Annotated in this window: 16 protein-coding genes; 12 read left to right on the forward strand and 4 right to left on the reverse strand. The window is 74.8% G+C overall.

Annotation, left to right across the window (positions count from 1 at the left end):
* Window positions 1-111: 111 nt before the first annotated feature.
* Complete coding sequence (locus tag ACWEO5_RS16090) at window positions 112-1707, reverse strand: MFS transporter (protein WP_452162973.1); 1596 nt, start codon at window positions 1705-1707, stop codon at window positions 112-114.
* 205 nt (window positions 1708-1912) lie between these two features.
* On the opposite strand from ACWEO5_RS16090, the gene ACWEO5_RS16095 reads away from it, so the two are divergent.
* The 7 genes from ACWEO5_RS16095 to ACWEO5_RS16125 all read left to right on the forward strand — a co-directional run bounded on the left by ACWEO5_RS16095 (window position 1913) and on the right by ACWEO5_RS16125 (window position 8923).
* The gene (locus tag ACWEO5_RS16095; RefSeq protein ID WP_452162974.1) at window positions 1913-2566 is read left to right on the forward strand and encodes a TetR/AcrR family transcriptional regulator; all 654 of its coding nucleotides are present in this window, start codon (window positions 1913-1915) and stop codon (window positions 2564-2566) included.
* Between the two features lie 100 nt (window positions 2567-2666).
* The gene (locus ACWEO5_RS16100) at window positions 2667-3995 is read left to right on the forward strand and encodes a sensor histidine kinase (protein ID WP_452162975.1); all 1329 of its coding nucleotides are present in this window, start codon (window positions 2667-2669) and stop codon (window positions 3993-3995) included.
* The gene (locus ACWEO5_RS16105; protein ID WP_452162976.1) at window positions 3992-4669 is read left to right on the forward strand and encodes a response regulator; all 678 of its coding nucleotides are present in this window, start codon (window positions 3992-3994) and stop codon (window positions 4667-4669) included. Before ACWEO5_RS16100 ends, ACWEO5_RS16105 begins: the two co-directional genes overlap by 4 nt.
* Before the next feature lie 115 nt (window positions 4670-4784).
* Entirely contained in the window at window positions 4785-5894 is a 1110-nt protein-coding gene (locus ACWEO5_RS16110; RefSeq protein ID WP_452162977.1) for an alpha/beta hydrolase, read from the forward strand.
* A gap of 103 nt (window positions 5895-5997) precedes the next feature.
* On the forward strand, window positions 5998-7212 hold the full coding sequence (locus ACWEO5_RS16115) for an acyltransferase family protein (protein WP_452162978.1): 1215 nt from the start codon (window positions 5998-6000) through the stop codon (window positions 7210-7212).
* A gap of 40 nt (window positions 7213-7252) precedes the next feature.
* Complete coding sequence (locus ACWEO5_RS16120) at window positions 7253-7588, forward strand: MmcQ/YjbR family DNA-binding protein (RefSeq protein WP_344556977.1); 336 nt, start codon at window positions 7253-7255, stop codon at window positions 7586-7588.
* Window positions 7589-7732: 144 nt separating this feature from the next.
* On the forward strand, window positions 7733-8923 hold the full coding sequence (locus tag ACWEO5_RS16125; protein ID WP_452162979.1) for an alpha/beta hydrolase: 1191 nt from the start codon (window positions 7733-7735) through the stop codon (window positions 8921-8923).
* A gap of 22 nt (window positions 8924-8945) precedes the next feature.
* Here ACWEO5_RS16125 and ACWEO5_RS16130 read toward each other — a convergent pair whose 3' ends face one another.
* The gene (locus ACWEO5_RS16130) at window positions 8946-9959 is read right to left on the reverse strand and encodes an aldo/keto reductase (protein ID WP_344556981.1); all 1014 of its coding nucleotides are present in this window, start codon (window positions 9957-9959) and stop codon (window positions 8946-8948) included.
* Window positions 9956-10447, reverse strand: coding sequence for a MerR family transcriptional regulator (locus ACWEO5_RS16135; protein WP_452162980.1), 492 nt, complete (start codon window positions 10445-10447; stop codon window positions 9956-9958). Before ACWEO5_RS16135 ends, ACWEO5_RS16130 begins: the two co-directional genes overlap by 4 nt.
* A 118-nt stretch (window positions 10448-10565) precedes the next feature.
* Here ACWEO5_RS16135 and ACWEO5_RS16140 point away from each other — a divergent pair, with 118 nt between their 5' ends.
* On the forward strand, window positions 10566-11396 hold the full coding sequence (locus ACWEO5_RS16140) for a serine hydrolase domain-containing protein (protein ID WP_452162981.1): 831 nt from the start codon (window positions 10566-10568) through the stop codon (window positions 11394-11396).
* 206 nt (window positions 11397-11602) lie between these two features.
* Here the strand turns inward: ACWEO5_RS16140 and ACWEO5_RS16145 are convergent, their stop codons facing one another.
* Window positions 11603-12433, reverse strand: a complete 831-nt coding sequence (locus tag ACWEO5_RS16145) for a pirin family protein (RefSeq protein ID WP_452162982.1) — start codon at window positions 12431-12433, stop codon at window positions 11603-11605.
* 247 nt (window positions 12434-12680) lie between these two features.
* On the opposite strand from ACWEO5_RS16145, the gene ACWEO5_RS16150 reads away from it, so the two are divergent.
* From ACWEO5_RS16150 to ACWEO5_RS16165, 4 genes are all read left to right on the forward strand, one after another.
* On the forward strand, window positions 12681-13877 hold the full coding sequence (locus tag ACWEO5_RS16150; protein ID WP_344557048.1) for a PucR family transcriptional regulator: 1197 nt from the start codon (window positions 12681-12683) through the stop codon (window positions 13875-13877).
* A gap of 90 nt (window positions 13878-13967) precedes the next feature.
* The gene (locus tag ACWEO5_RS16155) at window positions 13968-14906 is read left to right on the forward strand and encodes an ACP S-malonyltransferase (RefSeq protein ID WP_344556987.1); all 939 of its coding nucleotides are present in this window, start codon (window positions 13968-13970) and stop codon (window positions 14904-14906) included.
* Complete coding sequence (locus tag ACWEO5_RS16160; RefSeq protein WP_344556988.1) at window positions 14903-15931, forward strand: beta-ketoacyl-ACP synthase III; 1029 nt, start codon at window positions 14903-14905, stop codon at window positions 15929-15931. Before ACWEO5_RS16155 ends, ACWEO5_RS16160 begins: the two co-directional genes overlap by 4 nt.
* Window positions 15932-16012: 81 nt before the next feature.
* Entirely contained in the window at window positions 16013-16255 is a 243-nt protein-coding gene (locus ACWEO5_RS16165; RefSeq protein ID WP_014135627.1) for an acyl carrier protein, read from the forward strand.
* Window positions 16256-16339: the final 84 nt, after the last annotated feature.

Raw genomic sequence — 16339 nt, forward strand, 5'->3', positions numbered from 1 at the left:
CCCGCGCCCCGCCAGGGGCGCGGGGAACTGCGCGGGGAACCCCCCGTCAACGCGAAGATCCGCCCGGGGAAGGGAACTCCCCTCCCCGGGCGGATCCGCGGGCAGCACGTGTCAGATGTGGACCGAAGGTCCGCTCTCGTTCACGCCGCGGCGGGTGAGCAGGCCCAGGCCCGCCGCCGCCAGGGCGACGACCGCGGCGACCACGAAGGCCACGCCCATGCCGCTGACGAACGAGGAGTGCACGGCGTCGGCGACGCCGCGGGCGAACTCCGGCGTGGCGCTCGGGCCGAGGTCGGCCGCCTGCGGGGCGACGCCGAGCTGCGCGCCCTGCTTGAGCAGTTCGCCCTGTTCGCCGGTCGGGAAGGGGGCGCCGGTGGCGGCCCACTTGCCGGGCAGTTCGCTGGTGACCTTGGAGGCCATCACCGCGCCGAGCACGGCGGTGCCGAGGCTGCCGCCGACCTGCATCGCGGCCTGCTGGAGGCCGCCGGCCACGCCGGACAGCTCCATCGGGGCGTTGCCGACGATGACGTCGGTGGCACCGACCATGACCGGGCTGAGGCCCAGGCCCATCAGCAGGAACCAGAGCGACATCACGCCGGTGCCGGAGTCGACGTCCAGGGTGGACATGCCGAGCATCGCGGCGGTGGTGAGCACCATGCCGCCGACGATCGGGATCCGCGGCCCGACCTTGCCGATCAGGACGCCGGCCACCGGCGCGCCGACGATCATCATGCCGGTCATCGGGAGCAGGTGGACGCCGGCGTCGACCGGGGCCATCCCGTGCACGTTCTGCAGGTAGAAGGTGACGAAGAAGATGCCGCCGAAGAAGGCGAAGGCCATCAGCACCATCAGCAGGGTGCCGGCCGAGAGCGGCACCGAGCGGAACAGCGAGAGCGGGATCAGCGGCTCCTTGGCGTACTTCTGCCAGATCGCGAAGAACACCAGGGCGAGCAGCGCGCCGCCGAGGAACAGCAGGGTGGTGGGGTCGCCCCAGCCCCAGGTCGGGGCCTTGATGATGCCCCAGACCAGCATGAACATGGCGCCGGAGAGCAGCACGATGCCGGGGATGTCGAAGGACTTGGCGGCGTTCTCGGCCCGGACGTCCTTGAGCACCAGCAGGCCCAGCACCAGGGCGATGATGCCGACCGGGATGTTGATGTAGAACACCGACTCCCAGTTGACGTGCTCGACCAGCAGGCCGCCGACGATCGGGCCGGCCGCGGTGGAGGCGCCGATGACGCCGCCCCAGATGCCGATCGCCATGTTGAGCTTTTCGGCCGGGAAGGCCCCGCGCAGCAGGCCGAGCGCGGCGGGCTGGAGCAGCGCGCCGAACAGGCCCTGGAGCACGCGGAAGAGGATCACCTGCTGGATCGAGCCGGCGAAGCCGATCGCGGCGGAGGTGGCGGCGAAGCCGACCGCGCCGACCAGGAAGGTGGTCTTGTGGCCGAACCGGTCACCGATCTTGCCAGCGGTGATCAGGAAGACCGCGAGGGCCAGCAGGTAGCCGGAGGTGACCCACTGGATGTCGGAGGGGGTCGCGTTCAGGTCCTTGGCGATGGCCGGGTTGGCGATGGCGACGACGGTGCCGTCGAGGGCGACCATCATGACGCCGACGGCGACGGTGAGCAGCGTCAGCCAGGGGTGTCCCCGCAGCCGGCCGCCGGCGGCCGCAGCCGCTTCCTTGTCGAGTACTACGGACTGGCTCATGTCTCGGGACTTCCCCGTTCGTGTGGTGACGCTGGGACCGCTGGGAACGAAAAACGGCGGCGTCCGGCCCTCACGCCCGTCCCCACGAGCTCCAAGACAGACGGACACCGCCATCGCGGAACATTATGTCAGCTGCTGACATTCGACAAACGGTGACTCCTGTCATGTGATGCCAGTTCACGATCACGGCGCTATCGTTGGCCCCATGGCCATGCCCACCACCGCCGCCGACCCGCAGCCCGTCGGCCTGCGGGAACGCAAGAAGCGGCGCACCCGGGACGCCCTGGTCGACGCCGCCCACCGGCTGTTCCTCTGCCACGGCTACGGACGCACCACGGTGGACGAGATCGCGTCCGAGGTGGAGGTCTCCCAGCGCACCTTCTTCCGGTACTTCGCCAACAAGGAGGAGGTCGCCCTCGCCGTGCTGGCCGAGGCCGAGGAGGCGTTCCTGGCGTGCCTGCGCGCCCGCCCGGCCGGCGAGAACCCGCTGGAGGCGATGCGCGGCGCGGTCCGCGAGGTCTGGCAGACCGTCGACCGCGGGCGGGGCAGCGGCCCGGCCGCGCTGGAGCTGTTCGAGCTGATCGAGTCCACCCCGACGCTGCTCGCCGCCCACCTGCGGCACACCATCCAGCAGGAGGTGGAGGTCGCCCGGGTCCTCGCCGAGCGCGAGGGCCTCGACCCGGCCGTCGACCTGCGCCCCCGCCTGCTGGCCGCCGTGTTCGGCACCGTGGTGCGGATCTCGCACCTCTCGTACGCCGCCGCCCCGGCCGTCGACGGCCACTCGATGGACGGCATGCTGGCCCTGATCGAGCGCCACTTCGACCAGTTGGGCCCGGCCCTGGCCGGCTCCTGGCGCTGACCCGGCCGGGCGCCCCGCGCCCACCCCCTACCGCGGTGGCACCCGGACGCGCTACCGGGGTATGAGGACAGCGCCGCCTCCCCGGCCTACCCTCGGCCCGGTGACCATCCGGGAAGACTTCCTGCGCGCCCTCACCGAGCCCCTCGGCGTCCGCCGCCCGCCGCTGGCGACGGCCCGCCGGGCGTGGATCCGGGCGGTCCCGTACCTGCTGGCGGGGGCCGCGGTCGGCGCCCTGCTGCCGACCGGCATCGTGGCCCTGATCCGGTTCCACGGGGTGGACCCCTCGCTGGCCACCGTGCTCGCCGTGGTGCAGTCCGGGGTGCTGCTGCTGGGCCTGACCCGGCCGCTGCTCGCCTGGCAGCTGATGGTGCCGTCGGTGCTGGTGGGCGCGGCCGCCGCGCAGGGCACCGCCGCCGAGCAGCCCTGGCCGTGGCCGATCACCACGCTGCTGTCGTACCTGTTCCTGATGGTGCTGCTGGCGATCCGCGAGCGCGGCCGCACCCTGCTCGCCGTCTGGGTGGTCACCTTCCTCGGCTGCAGCCTGAGCTGGACGGTCTTCAACCAGCACTTCGACGGCACCTCGGTGGTGGTCACCGCGCTGTCCGGGGCGGTCCTGCTGCTCGGCTGGAGCCTGCGCGGGCGCGGCGAGGCCAAGCGGCTGCTGGCCGAGCAGGAGCAGATCTCCGGGACCGAGCGGGCCCGGCGCACCCTGCTGGAGGAGCGCGCCCGGATCGCCCGCGAGCTGCACGACGTGGTCGCCCACCACATGTCGGTGATCACCGTCCAGGCCGACAGCGCGCCCTACCGGATCGAGGGCCTGCCCCCGGCCGCCGTCGAGGAGTTCGGGCAGATCGCCGCCGCCGCCCGCGGCTCGCTCGCCGAGATGCGCCGCCTGCTGGGGGTGCTGCGGGCCGACGGGAGCGCCCCCGACAAGGCCCCGCAGCCCGGCCTGGCCGACCTGCCGAAGCTGCTGGCCACCGCCGGGCAGGCCGGGGTGCGGGCCGAACTCGCCGTCGAGGAGGGGGTGTCGGCGCTCGGCCCGGTGCCGGACGCGGTCGCCCTGTCCGCGTACCGGGTCGTCCAGGAGGCGCTGGCCAACGTCGTCCGGCACGCCCCCGGCGCCACCGCCGAGGTCCGGCTCTCCCCCGCGGACGGCGCGCTCGCCCTGACCGTCCGCAACGGCCCGCCGCCCGGCCGGGCCGCCGCCGTGGAGAGCTCCGGCGGCACCGGGCAGGGACTCGTCGGAATGCGCGAGCGCGTCCGCCTGCTGGCTGGCACCCTGGACACCGGCCCGACCGCCGACGGCGGCTACCGGGTGAGCGCCGTCCTGCCGCTGCACGGCGCCGCGACCGGCACCGGCCCGGGCGCCGAAGCGGAAGCAGGCGCAGGCACCGACGCAGGCACCGACCCCGGGGAGAGCACCGCATGACCATCCGCGTCCTGATCGCCGACGACCAGGCGATGGTCCGGGCCGGGTTCGCCGCCCTGCTGAACGCCCAGAGCGACATCGACGTGGTCGGCGACGCGGCCGACGGCCGGCAGGCGGTCGAGGCCAGCGGCCGCACCCGCCCCGACGTGGTCCTGATGGACGTCCGGATGCCCGAGATGGACGGCCTGGAGGCCGCCCGCCGGCTGCTCGACCCGCCGCCCGGGGTGGTCCACCGCCCGCGCGTGCTGATGCTCACCACCTTCGACGTCGACGACTACGTGTACGAGGCGCTGCGGGCCGGCGCCAGCGGCTTCCTGCTCAAGGACGCCCCGCCCGCCGACCTGATCTCGGCCGTCCGGATCGTCGCCGCGGGCGACGCGCTGCTCGCCCCCTCGGTCACCCGCCGCCTGATCGCCGACTTCGCCCGCAGCCGCCCGGCCCCGCGCCGCGACCCGCGGCTGCGCCTGAACGGCCTCACCCCGCGCGAGACCGAGGTGCTCGAACTCATCGCCCGCGGCCTGTCCAACCAGGAGATCGCCGCCCGCCTCGTCCTCGCCGAGCAGACCGTCAAGACCCACGTCGGCCGGATCCTCGGCAAGCTCGACCTGCGCGACCGCGCCCAGGCCGTCGTCCTCGCCTACGAGAGCGGCCTGGTCCAGCCCGGCGTGCAGTAGGGCGCACCCGCTACCCCTCCGGTATGACCCGCGGGTTGGCTCCGCGGGGTGACGCCCGGCCGCCCGTCCCGTTCCTACCTTCCTCCTCGTTGCCGAACGAGCGGAGGAGGAGCGGATGTCGTCGCGTCTGCGTCGGGGGACGGCCGCGGTCGGGCTGGTGCTGGCCGCGGTGCTGGGGGTGGGGTCGTGGGCGTCGGCGGACGCGCAGACGCCGCTGACGGGGCCGCCGCCGGGAACGGCGGCCTGGCGGGCCGACACCGCGCTGGGGGTGCGGCTGCCCGATCCGGCGAGCGCCCCGCCCGCCGAGGTCGCCGCGTTCTTCGCGGGCCTGGCACCGGCCCGGCGCGAGTCCCTCGCGGTGCGCCACCCGCAGGTGGTCGGCAACCTGGACGGCGCCCCGGTCGCCCTGCGGCTGCGGGCGAACGCGCTGGCCGTCGCGGAGGAGCGGGAGCACCAGCTGGCCCGCGCCCGGGACGCCGCGCTGCCGTCCGCCGAGCGCGCCGCGGCCGCCGCGCGGGCCGACCGCTACGGGGAGCTGGCGCACCGCGCGCTGCTGGCCTTCGACCCGCGCGGGCGCGGCCAGGTCGCCGAGGTGTTCGGCGACCTGGAGCACGACGAGCGGACGGCCGTGCTGGTGCCGGGCTCGGACACCGACCTGTCGACCTACGACCGGCCCTCCGCGGCCGGCTACGACACGCCCGCCGGGATGGCCCGCTCGCTGCGCGCCGCGAGCGGCGGCCGGGTCGCGGTGGTGGCCTGGGTGGGCTACACCACGCCGGTCGGCCTGGGGACGGACGCGGCCCGCGAGGAGCTGGCCGAGGCGGGCGCCGTACGGCTGGACCGGCTGCTGGCGGGGCTGGCCCCGGTGACCGGGCGGGTGGAGCTGTTCTGCCACTCGTACGGGTCGGTGGTGTGCGGGCGCTCGGCGCCGGACCCGGCGCTGGTGGCCTGGGTGGTGGCGGTGGCCTCGCCCGGGATGGGCCTGGAGCGGGCGGACGAGCTGCGGGTGCCGGTGTGGGCGGTGCTCCGCAACGCCGAGGACTGGGTCGGCGACGTCCCGCACGTCTCGCTGCTGGGTTTCGGCCACGGCGCCGACCCGACCTCGGGCGGTTTCCGCGCCCGGCTGCTGCCGTCCACCGGTTCGCACGGCCACAGCGGCTACTTCGCGCCCGGCTCGGTCTCCCTCGCGGTCCTCGCCGCCCTCGCCCTGGCCCCCGACGCCTGACCTCCCTGCGGCCCCTCCCCTCCGCCCTTCCCCGCCTCCCTCCCCCACTCCCCCCTTTCCCCCGACCGACCCCGACGGTCCGTCGGCGATCCGAGGAGACCCCGTGACCACTGCCCTGGCCCGACTGCGCCGCACCGCGGCGACGGTCGACGCGAAGACCCCCGCCACCCGGGACCGCGCCCTGGACGGACTGCGCGCCCTGGCCCTGCTGTCCGTCCCGGTCGGGCACTGGCTGCTCGGCGGGTTCACCGCCGGGGGCGGGGTGCTGCACAACGCCAGCCCGCTGGGGGCGCTGCCGTCCATGGCGCCGCTGAGCTGGCTGCTGCAGATGCTGGGGGTGTTCTTCCTGGTGGGCGGCCGGGCCTCGGCGCTGTCGCTGCGCCGGGCGACCGACCGCGGGGTGCCGGTGGGCAGTTGGCTGCGCGGCCGGGTGCTGCGGCTGGTGCGCCCGGTGCTGGGGGTGGCGGCGGTGTGGGCGGCGCTGGTGCCGCTGCTGCGGGGGCTGGGCGTGCCGGACGGGACGGTGCGCACGGGCGCGGTGCTGATGGTGCAGCCGCTCTGGTACGTCGCGATGTACCTGGTGCTGACCGCGCTGACCCCGCTGTGCGTCAAGTTCGGCGCCTGGGCCCGGGGTTGGGGCGCGGCCGGGCTGCTGGCGGCGGTCGCGGCGGTGGACCTCCTGCGGTACGGGCCGTGGGGCGCCTCGATGCCCGGCTGGCTGGGCCTGCTGAACCTGCTGCCGGGCTGGCTGTTCGCCTACCAGCTGGGCGTGGACTGGGCGCACGGCCGGCTGACCCGGGCCGGGGCGAAGCTGCTGGCGCTGGGCGGGGCGGCGCTGTTCGCGGTGCTGCTGCTGGTGTTCCACTACCCGGCGAGCATGGTCGGGGTGCCGGGCGCGGCCCGGACCAACTCGCACCCGCCGTCCCTGCTGGTGCTGGCGCTGGCCTCGGTGCAGGGCGGCGCGGCGGTGCTGCTGAAGGACCGGCTGGGCCGGGCGCTGCGGCGGCCGCTGCTGTGGCTGCCGGTGGTGGTGGTCAACCTGGGCGCGATGACGGTCTTCTGCTGGCACCAGAGCGCGATGTTCCTGACCGCGCTGGCCGGTTCGCGCTTCGGCGCGCTGCCCGGCCTGACCACCGCCCCGGACTCGGTCGGCTGGGCGCTGGCCCGGCTGGCCTGGCTGCCGGTGTTCGGCGCGGTGCTGGCGCTGATCGGCCACTGGGCCCGGCGCTTCGACGCCCCGTGGCCGTCGCGGACCTGGCGGGCGCTGGCGGGCGCGGGCGCGGCGCTGTTCGCGGTGTACGCGCTGGGCGCGGTCTGAGTCGGCGTCAACTGTCGGTGCGGGCGCCTACCCTGACGTCATGGCGACCTTCGAGGAACTGACCGCGCTGGCCCTGGCCCTGCCGGGCACCCACCAGGAGGAGACCTGGGAGCAGGTGACGCTGCGGGCCGGGCGGAAGATCTTCGCGATGGGCCGCCCGGAGACGGGCGAGGCCACGGTGAAGGCCGCCCCGGCCGAGCAGGCCGAACTGGTCGCCGCCGCGCCCGGGGTGTACTCGGTGGCGCCGTACACCGGCCGGTTCGGCTGGGTGCGGGTCCGGCTGGCCGGGGTGGAGGCGGACGAACTGCGCGAACTGCTCACCGACGCCTGGCGTTCGGTCGCCCCGAAGCGGGTGGTGAAGGAGTACGGGGGGTAGCGTCCGGGCGAATGTGACGGGGAACACTGTTTGCTCCCTGCCCCCGGGGTCGGTCGCCCTCTACGCTGGCTGACTAGTAGTTGGCAGTCACAGCACCGTCGGGCCCGTCCCGCCGCGATGTACCGGCCCGAGGGAGTGGACGCCATGCACCGCAGGCGGGTCAAGCGGATCCTGATCGGCGTGTTCGCCGGCTGCGCCGCGCTGGTGGACGCGGGTGCGGCCGCCGCGACGGCCGCCGCCTCCAACGAGCAGCTGACCATCACCACCCCGCCCGCGGGCAGCACCGCCTGGGTCGCCGACCACACCCTCGGCCGCCCGCTGCCGGACCCGGCCACCGCCGACCCGGCCGCCGTGGCCGCGTTCTTCGCCTCCCTGTCGCCCGCCGAGCTGGACCACCTGGTGGCCGAGTACCCGCTGGTGGTCGGCAACCTGGACGGCGCCCCGCCGGCCGTCCGCTACCGGGCCAACCGGGTGGCGATCACCGCCGAGCGGGACCGCGCCCGGCAGCGCGCCGCGGACGCCTCCCAGGACGCCACCACCCGCGCGCTGGCCGTCTCGCGCGCCAACGACTCGGACCGGCTGCTCGCCGGGGACCGGCAGATCCTGGCCTTCGACCCGCGCGGCCGCGGCCTGGTCACCGAGGTCTGGGGGGACCTCGCCACCGCCCAGCGGGTCGCCGTCCTGGTGCCCGGCTCGGACGCCGACCTCGGCCACTTCGACCAGAGCGGCGACCCGCTGCGCTCCCCGGCCGGCATGGCCCGCGCGCTGTACGCCGAGGAGCACGCCCAGTCGCCCGGCACCCGCACCGCGGTGATCGCCTGGACCGGCTACGTCACCCCGCAGGGCCTCGGCCCGGACGCGGTCACCTCCCGGCTGGCCGACGCGGCCGCGCCGCGGCTGAACCGGCTGCTGGCCGGCCTCAAGCAGACCACCCACCCGGACGCGCCGCCCGCGCTGCTGTGCCACTCGTACGGCTCGGTGGTGTGCGGCACCGCCGCCCCCGCGCTGCACGACGCGCAGCCCACCGACGTGGTGGCCTTCGGCAGCCCCGGGATGGGCGTCGACTCGGCCGCCGAGCTGGGCACCGGCGTCCAGGTGTGGGCGGCCCGCAACCTCAGCGACTGGATCGGCAACGTCCCCTACTTGGAGGTGGGCGGCCTCGGCCACGGCGCCGACCCGACCACCCACGCGTTCGGCGCGGTGTCGATCTCCTCGGTGGGCGCCAGCGGCCACACTGGCTACCTGGCCGAGGGCACCGCGAGCCGGCACAACTTCGCCGCCATCGCGCTCGGCCACTACGGCGAGGTCAGCGGCCCGTCCGAGAGCCAGGGCTGACGGGCCGCCACCTCCCCGGCCCTCAGACCTCGCGGGCGTCCGCCGTGGAGCTCATGTCGGCGTAGCGGCCGCCGGAGACCCGGCCGGAGACCGGCTCCAGCTCGGCCAGGTCCTCCTTGTCCAGCACCAGCCGGGTCGCGCCCAGGTTCTCCTCCAGCCGGCTGCGCTTGCGGGTGCCGGGGATCGGCACCACGGCGCTCAGGCCGTGCACCTCGGCCCGCTGCTGCACCCAGGCCAGCGCGACCTGCGCGGCCGTCGCCCCGTGCCGCTCGGCGATCGCCCGGACCGGGGCGACCAGTTCGGCGTTCCCGGCCGCGTTCGCACCGGTGAACTGCGGCAGGTGGCGGCGGAAGTCGCCCGCGTCCAGCTGCCCGGCGTCGGCGAACGCCCCGGTCAGGAAGCCCCGGCCGAGCGGCGAGTACGGCACCAGCGCCACGCCCAGTTCGGCCGCGGCGGGCACCGCGCTGCGCTCCACGCCCCGGGCGAAGAGCGACCACTCGGACTGCAGCGCCGCGATCGGGTGCACCGCGTGCGCCTCCCGCAGCTCCGGGCCGGTCACCTCGGACAGGCCCAGGTGCCGGACCTTCCCGGCCGCGACCAGCTCGGCCATCGCGCCCACCGACTCGGCCAGCGGCACGTTCGGGTCGCGGCGGTGCATGTAGTAGAGGTCGATCACGTCGACGCCGAGCCGGCGCAGCGAGGCGTCCACCGCCGTGCGGATGTACGCCGGGTCGTTGTTGATCCCCCGGTAGGCGGGGTCGTCGGCGCGCCGCTCGATCGCGAACTTGGTGGCCAGCACCACCTGTTCGCGGTGCGCCCGGACGAACGGGCCGATCAGCTCCTCGTTGGCGCCGGAGCCGTAGATGTCGGCGGTGTCGAACAGGGTCACGCCCAGTTCCAGGGCGCGCTCCAGGGTGGCCAGCGCCTCTCCGGTGTCGGTCGGGCCGTAGAACTCGCTCATGCCCATGCAACCCAGCCCCTGCACGCCCACGACCGGGCCGCCGGTGCCGAGCCGGGTGGTCTCGATGCTGCTCATGCGCTCTTCCTGTCCTGTGCGGAGTGGTCCGAGGTCGTCGTCTCGCCGGGGACCGGGTGGTCGGACCCGCCGTAGTGGTCGATCTTCTTGTCGATCACGGCGAGCGTGGCGTGCAGGTCGGCGAGCCGCTGCCGGACCTCCTCGCGGTGCGCGACCAGCAGGTCCCGCCGCTCGGTCCGGGTGCCGTCCCCGGCCCGCAGCAGCTCGACGTACCGGACCATGTCGGCCACCGGCATGCCGGTCAGCCGCAGCTTGGTCAGGAACGCCAGCCGGGCCAGGTCCGCGTCGCTGTAGCGGCGCTGCCCGGCGTGCGAGCGGTCCACCGGCTCCAGCAGGCCGATCCGCTCGTACCAGCGCAGCGTGTGCGCGCTCAGCCCGCTGATCGCCGACACCTCGCTGATGCCGTGCCGCGGCGTCGGGTCCGGTGCGGGCACCGGAGCCCCGAACGCCGTCGCGCACTCCGCCGCCCCCTGCTCGGGCACTGCCATGATCTCCGGACCCCCGTATCGACGACGACGACTGACGCTACCGAGTTGGAGCGCACTCCAAGCAAGCCTGGCACGCCGCCCGCCCTCCCGGGCCCGGCCCGCTGGGTAGAGTGCGCCCATGCAGAGCTTGCGGATGATCGAGGACTGGCCGGTACCCCACGCCGCGGCGGCGGTGGTCCGCGGGAGCGACGGCGCGCTGCTGGGCGCGCACGGCCCGCAGGAACACCTCTTCCCGCTCGCCTCGGTGACCAAGCTGCTCAGCGCGTACGCCGTGCTGATCGCGGTCGAGGAGGGCGTCTTCGAACTCGACGACCCGGCCGGCCCCGACGGCTCCACCGTCCGCCACCTGCTGGCGCACACCTCCGGCCTGGCCTTCGACGAGCACCGGGTGATGGCCGAGCCCGGCAACCGGCGGCTCTACTCCAACGCCGGCTTCGACGTGCTGGCGGCGACGCTGGAGGACGCCGCCGGGATCCCGTTCGCCCAGTACGCCGCGGAGGCCGTCTTCCAGCCGCTCGGCATGCACGCCACCCTGATCAACACCGCCCACCGCGCCCCCGCCGGCGCGGGCGGCCTCTCCACCCTCGCCGACCTGGTCCGCTTCGCCGCCGAACTGCAGTCCCCCAAGCTGCTCGACCCGGCCACCGTCCGCACCGCGACCCGCGAGGTCGCCTTCCCCGGCACCAGCGGCGTCCTCCCCGGCTTCGGCCACCGCCGCCCCAACGACTGGGGCCTGGGCTTCGAGATCCGCGACCACAAGTCCCCCCACTGGACCGGCACCGCCAACTCCCCCGCCACCTTCGGCCACTTCGGCCAGTCCGGCACCTTCCTCTGGGTCGACCCCACCGCCGACCTCGCCTGCCTCGCCCTCACCGACCGCGACTTCGGCCCCTGGGCCGCCGAGGTCTGGCCGCGGCTCAGCGACGCGGTCCTCGCCGAGAACGGCTGACGCCGGCCCCACGGAGGGCGCACCACCGCGTCAAACCCCCGCGAAGCCAGGGGCGCGGGGAACTGCGCGAGCAACCCCGCACCCACTGCGAGATCGCGGGCCGACATCAACTCGCCGCCCGCCTCGCGACCTTGCGGACGCCCACCTGCCGCCGCGCGCAGTTCCCCGCGCCCCTGGCCGCACCGTCCCGCCGAGCACCGCAGCCCTCAGCCGTACGTGACCGGGCTGTGCATCTCCCAGAGCAGCAGTTCGACGCCGTCCTCCCCCGCCGTCGGGTCCGCGAACGCGTCGCCGGTGATCCGGACGGAGTCGCCCGCGACCGCCGAGCGGCCGCCGCCCTGCGGGCCGGGGACGGTGCGGTAGCCGACCGAGCCGGACACCACGTGGACGTAGCGGTAGGGGGCGGCCGGCAGTTCGGGCAGCGGCATCCAGGCCGGGGTCCGGACCAGCCAGAGCGCCGCGTCCCCGCGCCGCAGCCGCAGCGCCCGTTCCGCGTCCGCCGGCCGGCCCGAGGCGAGCAGGGTGAGGCCGTCGCCCTCGGGGACGGTGCGCAGGCCGAGGCCGGGCGCGGCGCCGTACGCGTCGGGCTGGAGCCACATCTGGACGAAGGTGACGGGTTCGGCGGCCCCGCCGGCGTTGCGTTCGGTGTGGGTGATGCCGGTGCCGGTGGACTGCACCTGGACGGTGCCGCGTCGCACGACGCTCGCGTGGCCCGCGTCGTCGCGGTGCGCGAGGGCCCCCGACACCACCCAGGTGACGATCTCGGTCTCGCTGTGCCGGTGCGCCTCGTACCCGGCGCCGGGGGCGAGGGTCTCCTCGTTGCAGGCGAGCAGCGCGCCGAAGGAGGTGTTCTTCGGGTCGTAGTGGCCGGAGAAGGAGAAGGCGTGCCGGGTGGTGATCCCTTCGGCGGGTTCCGACAGGTAGCGTTCGGCGGTGCGCCTGAGGTCGGCGCGGCCGCGCTCCTTCCGGAGCGGACCGGACGCCGGTTCGAGGGGCTCGAATGCCTGCCCGCCCCGGGGCGAAGATTCCACGCTCACGGGCACCACGGTAGCCGGTGTGACGGGTGCCACCGGACGACATCGGGCCCGGCGTGCACGAGCACCCTTCGGCGTGAGGCAGGCTAGTGCCGTGCCAGCCGCTTCAGCGAAACCCGACAAGCCCTCCGACCGGTCGTCCGGCGAGCGCTCCTCCCCGGAGCGGCCCGCCGAGAAGGCGGCGGAGAGGAAGCCCACCCGGCGCGCCGCCGCGTCCGGGCGTCCCGCCGCGGTGCCGGGCCGGGGCCGGATGACGGCCGAGGAGCGCCGGTTGGCGGCCGACCGGGCGGAGTTGCGGGCGGCGACGCTGAAGCGGCTGGAGAAGTCGGCGGGCAAGCTGGCGTCGGCGGCGATCGCGCGGATGGACGACCAGCTGACCTGGTACCGGCGGATGCCGCCGGAGCACCGTTCGTGGATCGGCCTGGTCGCGCAGGCGGGCATCGCGGCGTTCACCGAGTGGTACCGGCGCCCGGAGGCGTCGCAGGCGATCTCCACGGACGTGTTCGGGACCGCGCCGCGGGAGTTGACCCGGGCGATCACGCTGCGGCAGACCGTGGAGCTGATCCGCACCACCATCGAGGTGATGGAGGAGGCCATCGAGGAGGTGGCCGCGCCCGGCGACGAGGCGGGGATGCGCGAGTCGGTGCTGGTCTACGCCCGGGAGATCGCCTTCGCGACGGCCCAGGTGTACGCGCAGGCCGCCGAGGCGCGCGGCGCGTGGGACGCCCGGCTGGAGGCGCTGGTGGTGAACTCGCTGCTGTCCGGGGACGCCGACGAGGGCGTGCTGTCGCGGGCGGCGGCGCTCGGCTGGGGGCAGCCCAGCCAGGTGCGGGTGGTGATGGGCAGCGCCCCGGACGGGGACAGCGAGCTGGTGGTGGAGGCGATCCGGCGCGCGGCCCGGTACGCCAAGCTGCACGTGCTGACCGGTGTGCTGGGCCGCCGCCTGGTGGTGGTGGTCGGCGGCGACAAGGAGCCGGTGCACGCGGCCCGGGCGCTGATCGGCCAGTTCGCGCCGGGCCCGGTGGTGGTCGGTCCGACGGTCGGCGACCTGCTGTCGGCGACCCGCTCGGCGCACGCCGCCGCGCAGGGCCTGAAGGCGTGCGCGGCCTGGCCGGACGCGCCCCGCCCGGTGCTGGCCGACGACCTGCTGCCGGAACGGGCCCTGGCGGGCGACGAGGTGGCGCGCCGTCAGCTGGTGGAGGAGATCTACACACCCCTGGAGGAGGCCGGCTCGGCGCTCCTGGAGACGCTGAGCGTCTACCTGGAGCAGGCGTCCTCGCTGGAGGGGGCGGCCCGGATGCTCTTCGTTCACCCGAACACCGTGCGCTACCGGCTGCGTCGTGTGACAGACGTCACCGGCTATGCTCCGTCAGACGTACGTTCGGCCTTCACCCTGCGCATCGCCCTTGCTCTGGGGCGTCTCGGTTCCGGCTCTGACCAGGGCTGAACCGACTGTAGGGACCCCACAAGCCGACGTGCTTTTCTTCGTCATCGTCGCCTACCCGCCCCCGGGCGTCCGGCGAGAGAGGGTTGAACCGTGCTCGTTATCGTCGCCCCTGGACAGGGTGCCCAGACTCCCGGCTTCCTCAACCCCTGGCTCGAACTGGACGGCGCCGCCGACCGGCTGCGCCGGTGGTCGGCGACCGCCGGGCTCGACCTGGTGCACGCCGGTACCGCGGCCTCCGAGGAGGAGATCAAGGACACCGCCGTCGCCCAGCCGCTGCTGGTGGCCGCCGGCCTGGTGACCGCCGCCGCGCTGTTCCCGCAGGGCCCGACCGGCCCGGTGGGCGCGGTGGCCGGTCACAGCGTCGGCGAGATCACCGCCGCGGCGCTGGCCGGGGTGCTCTCCGAGGAGGACGCGCTGGGCTTCGTCCGCGAGCGCAGCCTGGGCATGGCGGAGGCCGCCGCGGCGACCGCGACCGGCATGACCGCGGTGCTCGGCGGCGACCCGGCCGAGGTCCTCGCGAAGCTCGCCGAGCACGGGGTGACCCCGGCGAACAACAACGGCGGCGGCCAGATCGTCGCGGCTGGCACGCTGGAGCAGCTGGACGCGCTGAAGGCGGACCCGCCGGCCGGTGCGCGGCTGATGCCGCTGAAGGTCGCGGGCGCCTTCCACACCGCGCACATGGCCCCGGGCGTGGCCCGGCTGGAGAAGCTGGCGCCGACCCTCACCGTCGCCGACCCGGCCGTCACGTACCTCTCGAACAAGGATGGCGAGGTGGTCGGCTCCGGCGCCGAGGTGCTCGCCCGCCTGGTCTCGCAGGTCTCCAACCCGGTCCGCTGGGACCTGTGCATGGAGACCCTGCAGCGGATCGGCGCGACCGCCGTGATCGAGCTCTCCCCCGCTGGAACCCTCACCAACCTGGTCAAGCGCAACGTCAAGGGTGTCGCCACGCTGGCCCTGAAGACCCCCGCCGATCTCGACAAGGCCCGCGCACTCGTGGCCGAGCACGGCAACCAGGAGACGACCGCATGAGCGCGACCATCAAGCCGGCCACCGGCGCCCAGTACTCCCGCATCCACGGCGTGGGCGGCTACCGGCCGACCCGGGTGATCCCCAACTCCGAGGTGCTGAACTGGATCGACTCCTCGGACGAGTGGATCCGCACCCGGTCCGGGATCGCCGAGCGCCGCTGGGCCGGCCCGGAGGAGACCGTCGCCGAGATGTCGGTGCAGGCCGCCGGCAAGGCGATCGCGATGTCCGGGATCCGTCCGGAGCAGATCGGCGGCGTGATCGTCGCCACCGTCTCGCACCTGAAGCAGACCCCGGCGATCGCCACCGAGATCGCCCAGCGGCTCGGCTGCGGCACCGCCCCGGCGTTCGACATCTCGGCCGCCTGCGCGGGCTTCGGCTACGGCCTGAGCCTGGCCGACGGCATGGTGCGCGGCGGCAGCGCCGAGTACGTGCTGGTGATCGGCGTGGAGCGGCTGTCCGACCTGACCGACGTCACCGACCGCTCGACCGCGTTCATCTTCGGCGACGGCGCGGGCGCCGCGATCGTCGGCCCGTCCGAGACCCCCGGCATCGGCAAGGTGATCTGGGGTTCGGACGGTTCGCAGGCCGAGGTGATCTCGCAGACCCAGGCCTGGGACACCGCGTTCGCCAAGCCGGACGCCGTCAACGGCGCCGGTGCGGAGACCAAGTGGCCGGCCCTGCGGATGGAGGGCCAGACGGTCTTCCGCTGGGCGGTGTACGACATGGCGAAGGTCGCCGAGCAGGCCCTGCAGGCCGCCGGGATCACCGCCGACCAGCTGGGCGCGTTCATCCCGCACCAGGCGAACATGCGCATCATCGACGCCATGGTCAAGAAGCTGGACCTGCCCCCGAACGTCCCGGTCGCCCGCGACATCGCGGAGACCGGCAACACCTCCGCCGCCTCCATTCCGCTCGCCATGGAGCGGATGCTGGAGCGCGGCGAGGCCAAGAGCGGCGACCTGGCGCTGATCATCGGCTTCGGTGCCGGTCTGGTCTACGCCGCCGCGGTCGTTACTCTCCCCTAGGCGTTTTTCCCCGCCCCACCCCTGGAAACCCGCGCCGGTCCGCCGGACCGGCGCGTTCAACACCGAGAAGGAGCAGCCGATATGGCTACCCGCGAAGAGGTTCTCGAAGGTCTCGCCGAGATCGTGAACGAGATCGCCGGCATTCCCACCGAGGACGTCGCGCTCGACAAGTCCTTCACCGACGACCTGGACGTCGACTCGCTGTCCATGGTCGAGGTCGTCGTGGCCGCCGAGGAGCGCTTCGGCGCGAAGATCCCGGACGACGAGGTCAAGAACCTCAAGACCGTCGGCGACGCGGTGGACTTCATCGTCGCCAACGTCTGACCTCCCGTCAGACCCCCGGTCGGGGCGCGCCCCGCGCGTCCCGGCCGGACCCCTCCCCCTCCTGCCCCGGTCCTCCCCTCAGAA

The sequence above is a fragment of the Kitasatospora sp. NPDC004272 genome (assembly GCF_053603035.1).

What these genes read in the sequence shown, in the direction of transcription:
- ACWEO5_RS16090 (WP_452162973.1), bottom strand. Translation starts at nt 1,707, where the DNA reads ATGAGCCAGTCCGTAGTACTCGACAAGGAAGCGGCTGCGGCCGCCGGC.
- ACWEO5_RS16095 (WP_452162974.1), top strand. Translation starts at nt 1,913, where the DNA reads ATGGCCATGCCCACCACCGCCGCCGACCCGCAGCCCGTCGGCCTGCGG.
- ACWEO5_RS16105 (WP_452162976.1), top strand. Translation starts at nt 3,992, where the DNA reads ATGACCATCCGCGTCCTGATCGCCGACGACCAGGCGATGGTCCGGGCC.
- ACWEO5_RS16110 (WP_452162977.1), top strand. Translation starts at nt 4,785, where the DNA reads ATGTCGTCGCGTCTGCGTCGGGGGACGGCCGCGGTCGGGCTGGTGCTG.
- ACWEO5_RS16120 (WP_344556977.1), top strand. Translation starts at nt 7,253, where the DNA reads ATGGCGACCTTCGAGGAACTGACCGCGCTGGCCCTGGCCCTGCCGGGC.
- ACWEO5_RS16125 (WP_452162979.1), top strand. Translation starts at nt 7,733, where the DNA reads ATGCACCGCAGGCGGGTCAAGCGGATCCTGATCGGCGTGTTCGCCGGC.
- ACWEO5_RS16130 (WP_344556981.1), bottom strand. Translation starts at nt 9,959, where the DNA reads ATGAGCAGCATCGAGACCACCCGGCTCGGCACCGGCGGCCCGGTCGTG.
- ACWEO5_RS16135 (WP_452162980.1), bottom strand. Translation starts at nt 10,447, where the DNA reads ATGGCAGTGCCCGAGCAGGGGGCGGCGGAGTGCGCGACGGCGTTCGGG.
- ACWEO5_RS16140 (WP_452162981.1), top strand. Translation starts at nt 10,566, where the DNA reads ATGCAGAGCTTGCGGATGATCGAGGACTGGCCGGTACCCCACGCCGCG.
- ACWEO5_RS16150 (WP_344557048.1), top strand. Translation starts at nt 12,681, where the DNA reads ATGACGGCCGAGGAGCGCCGGTTGGCGGCCGACCGGGCGGAGTTGCGG.
- ACWEO5_RS16160 (WP_344556988.1), top strand. Translation starts at nt 14,903, where the DNA reads ATGAGCGCGACCATCAAGCCGGCCACCGGCGCCCAGTACTCCCGCATC.
- ACWEO5_RS16165 (WP_014135627.1), top strand. Translation starts at nt 16,013, where the DNA reads ATGGCTACCCGCGAAGAGGTTCTCGAAGGTCTCGCCGAGATCGTGAAC.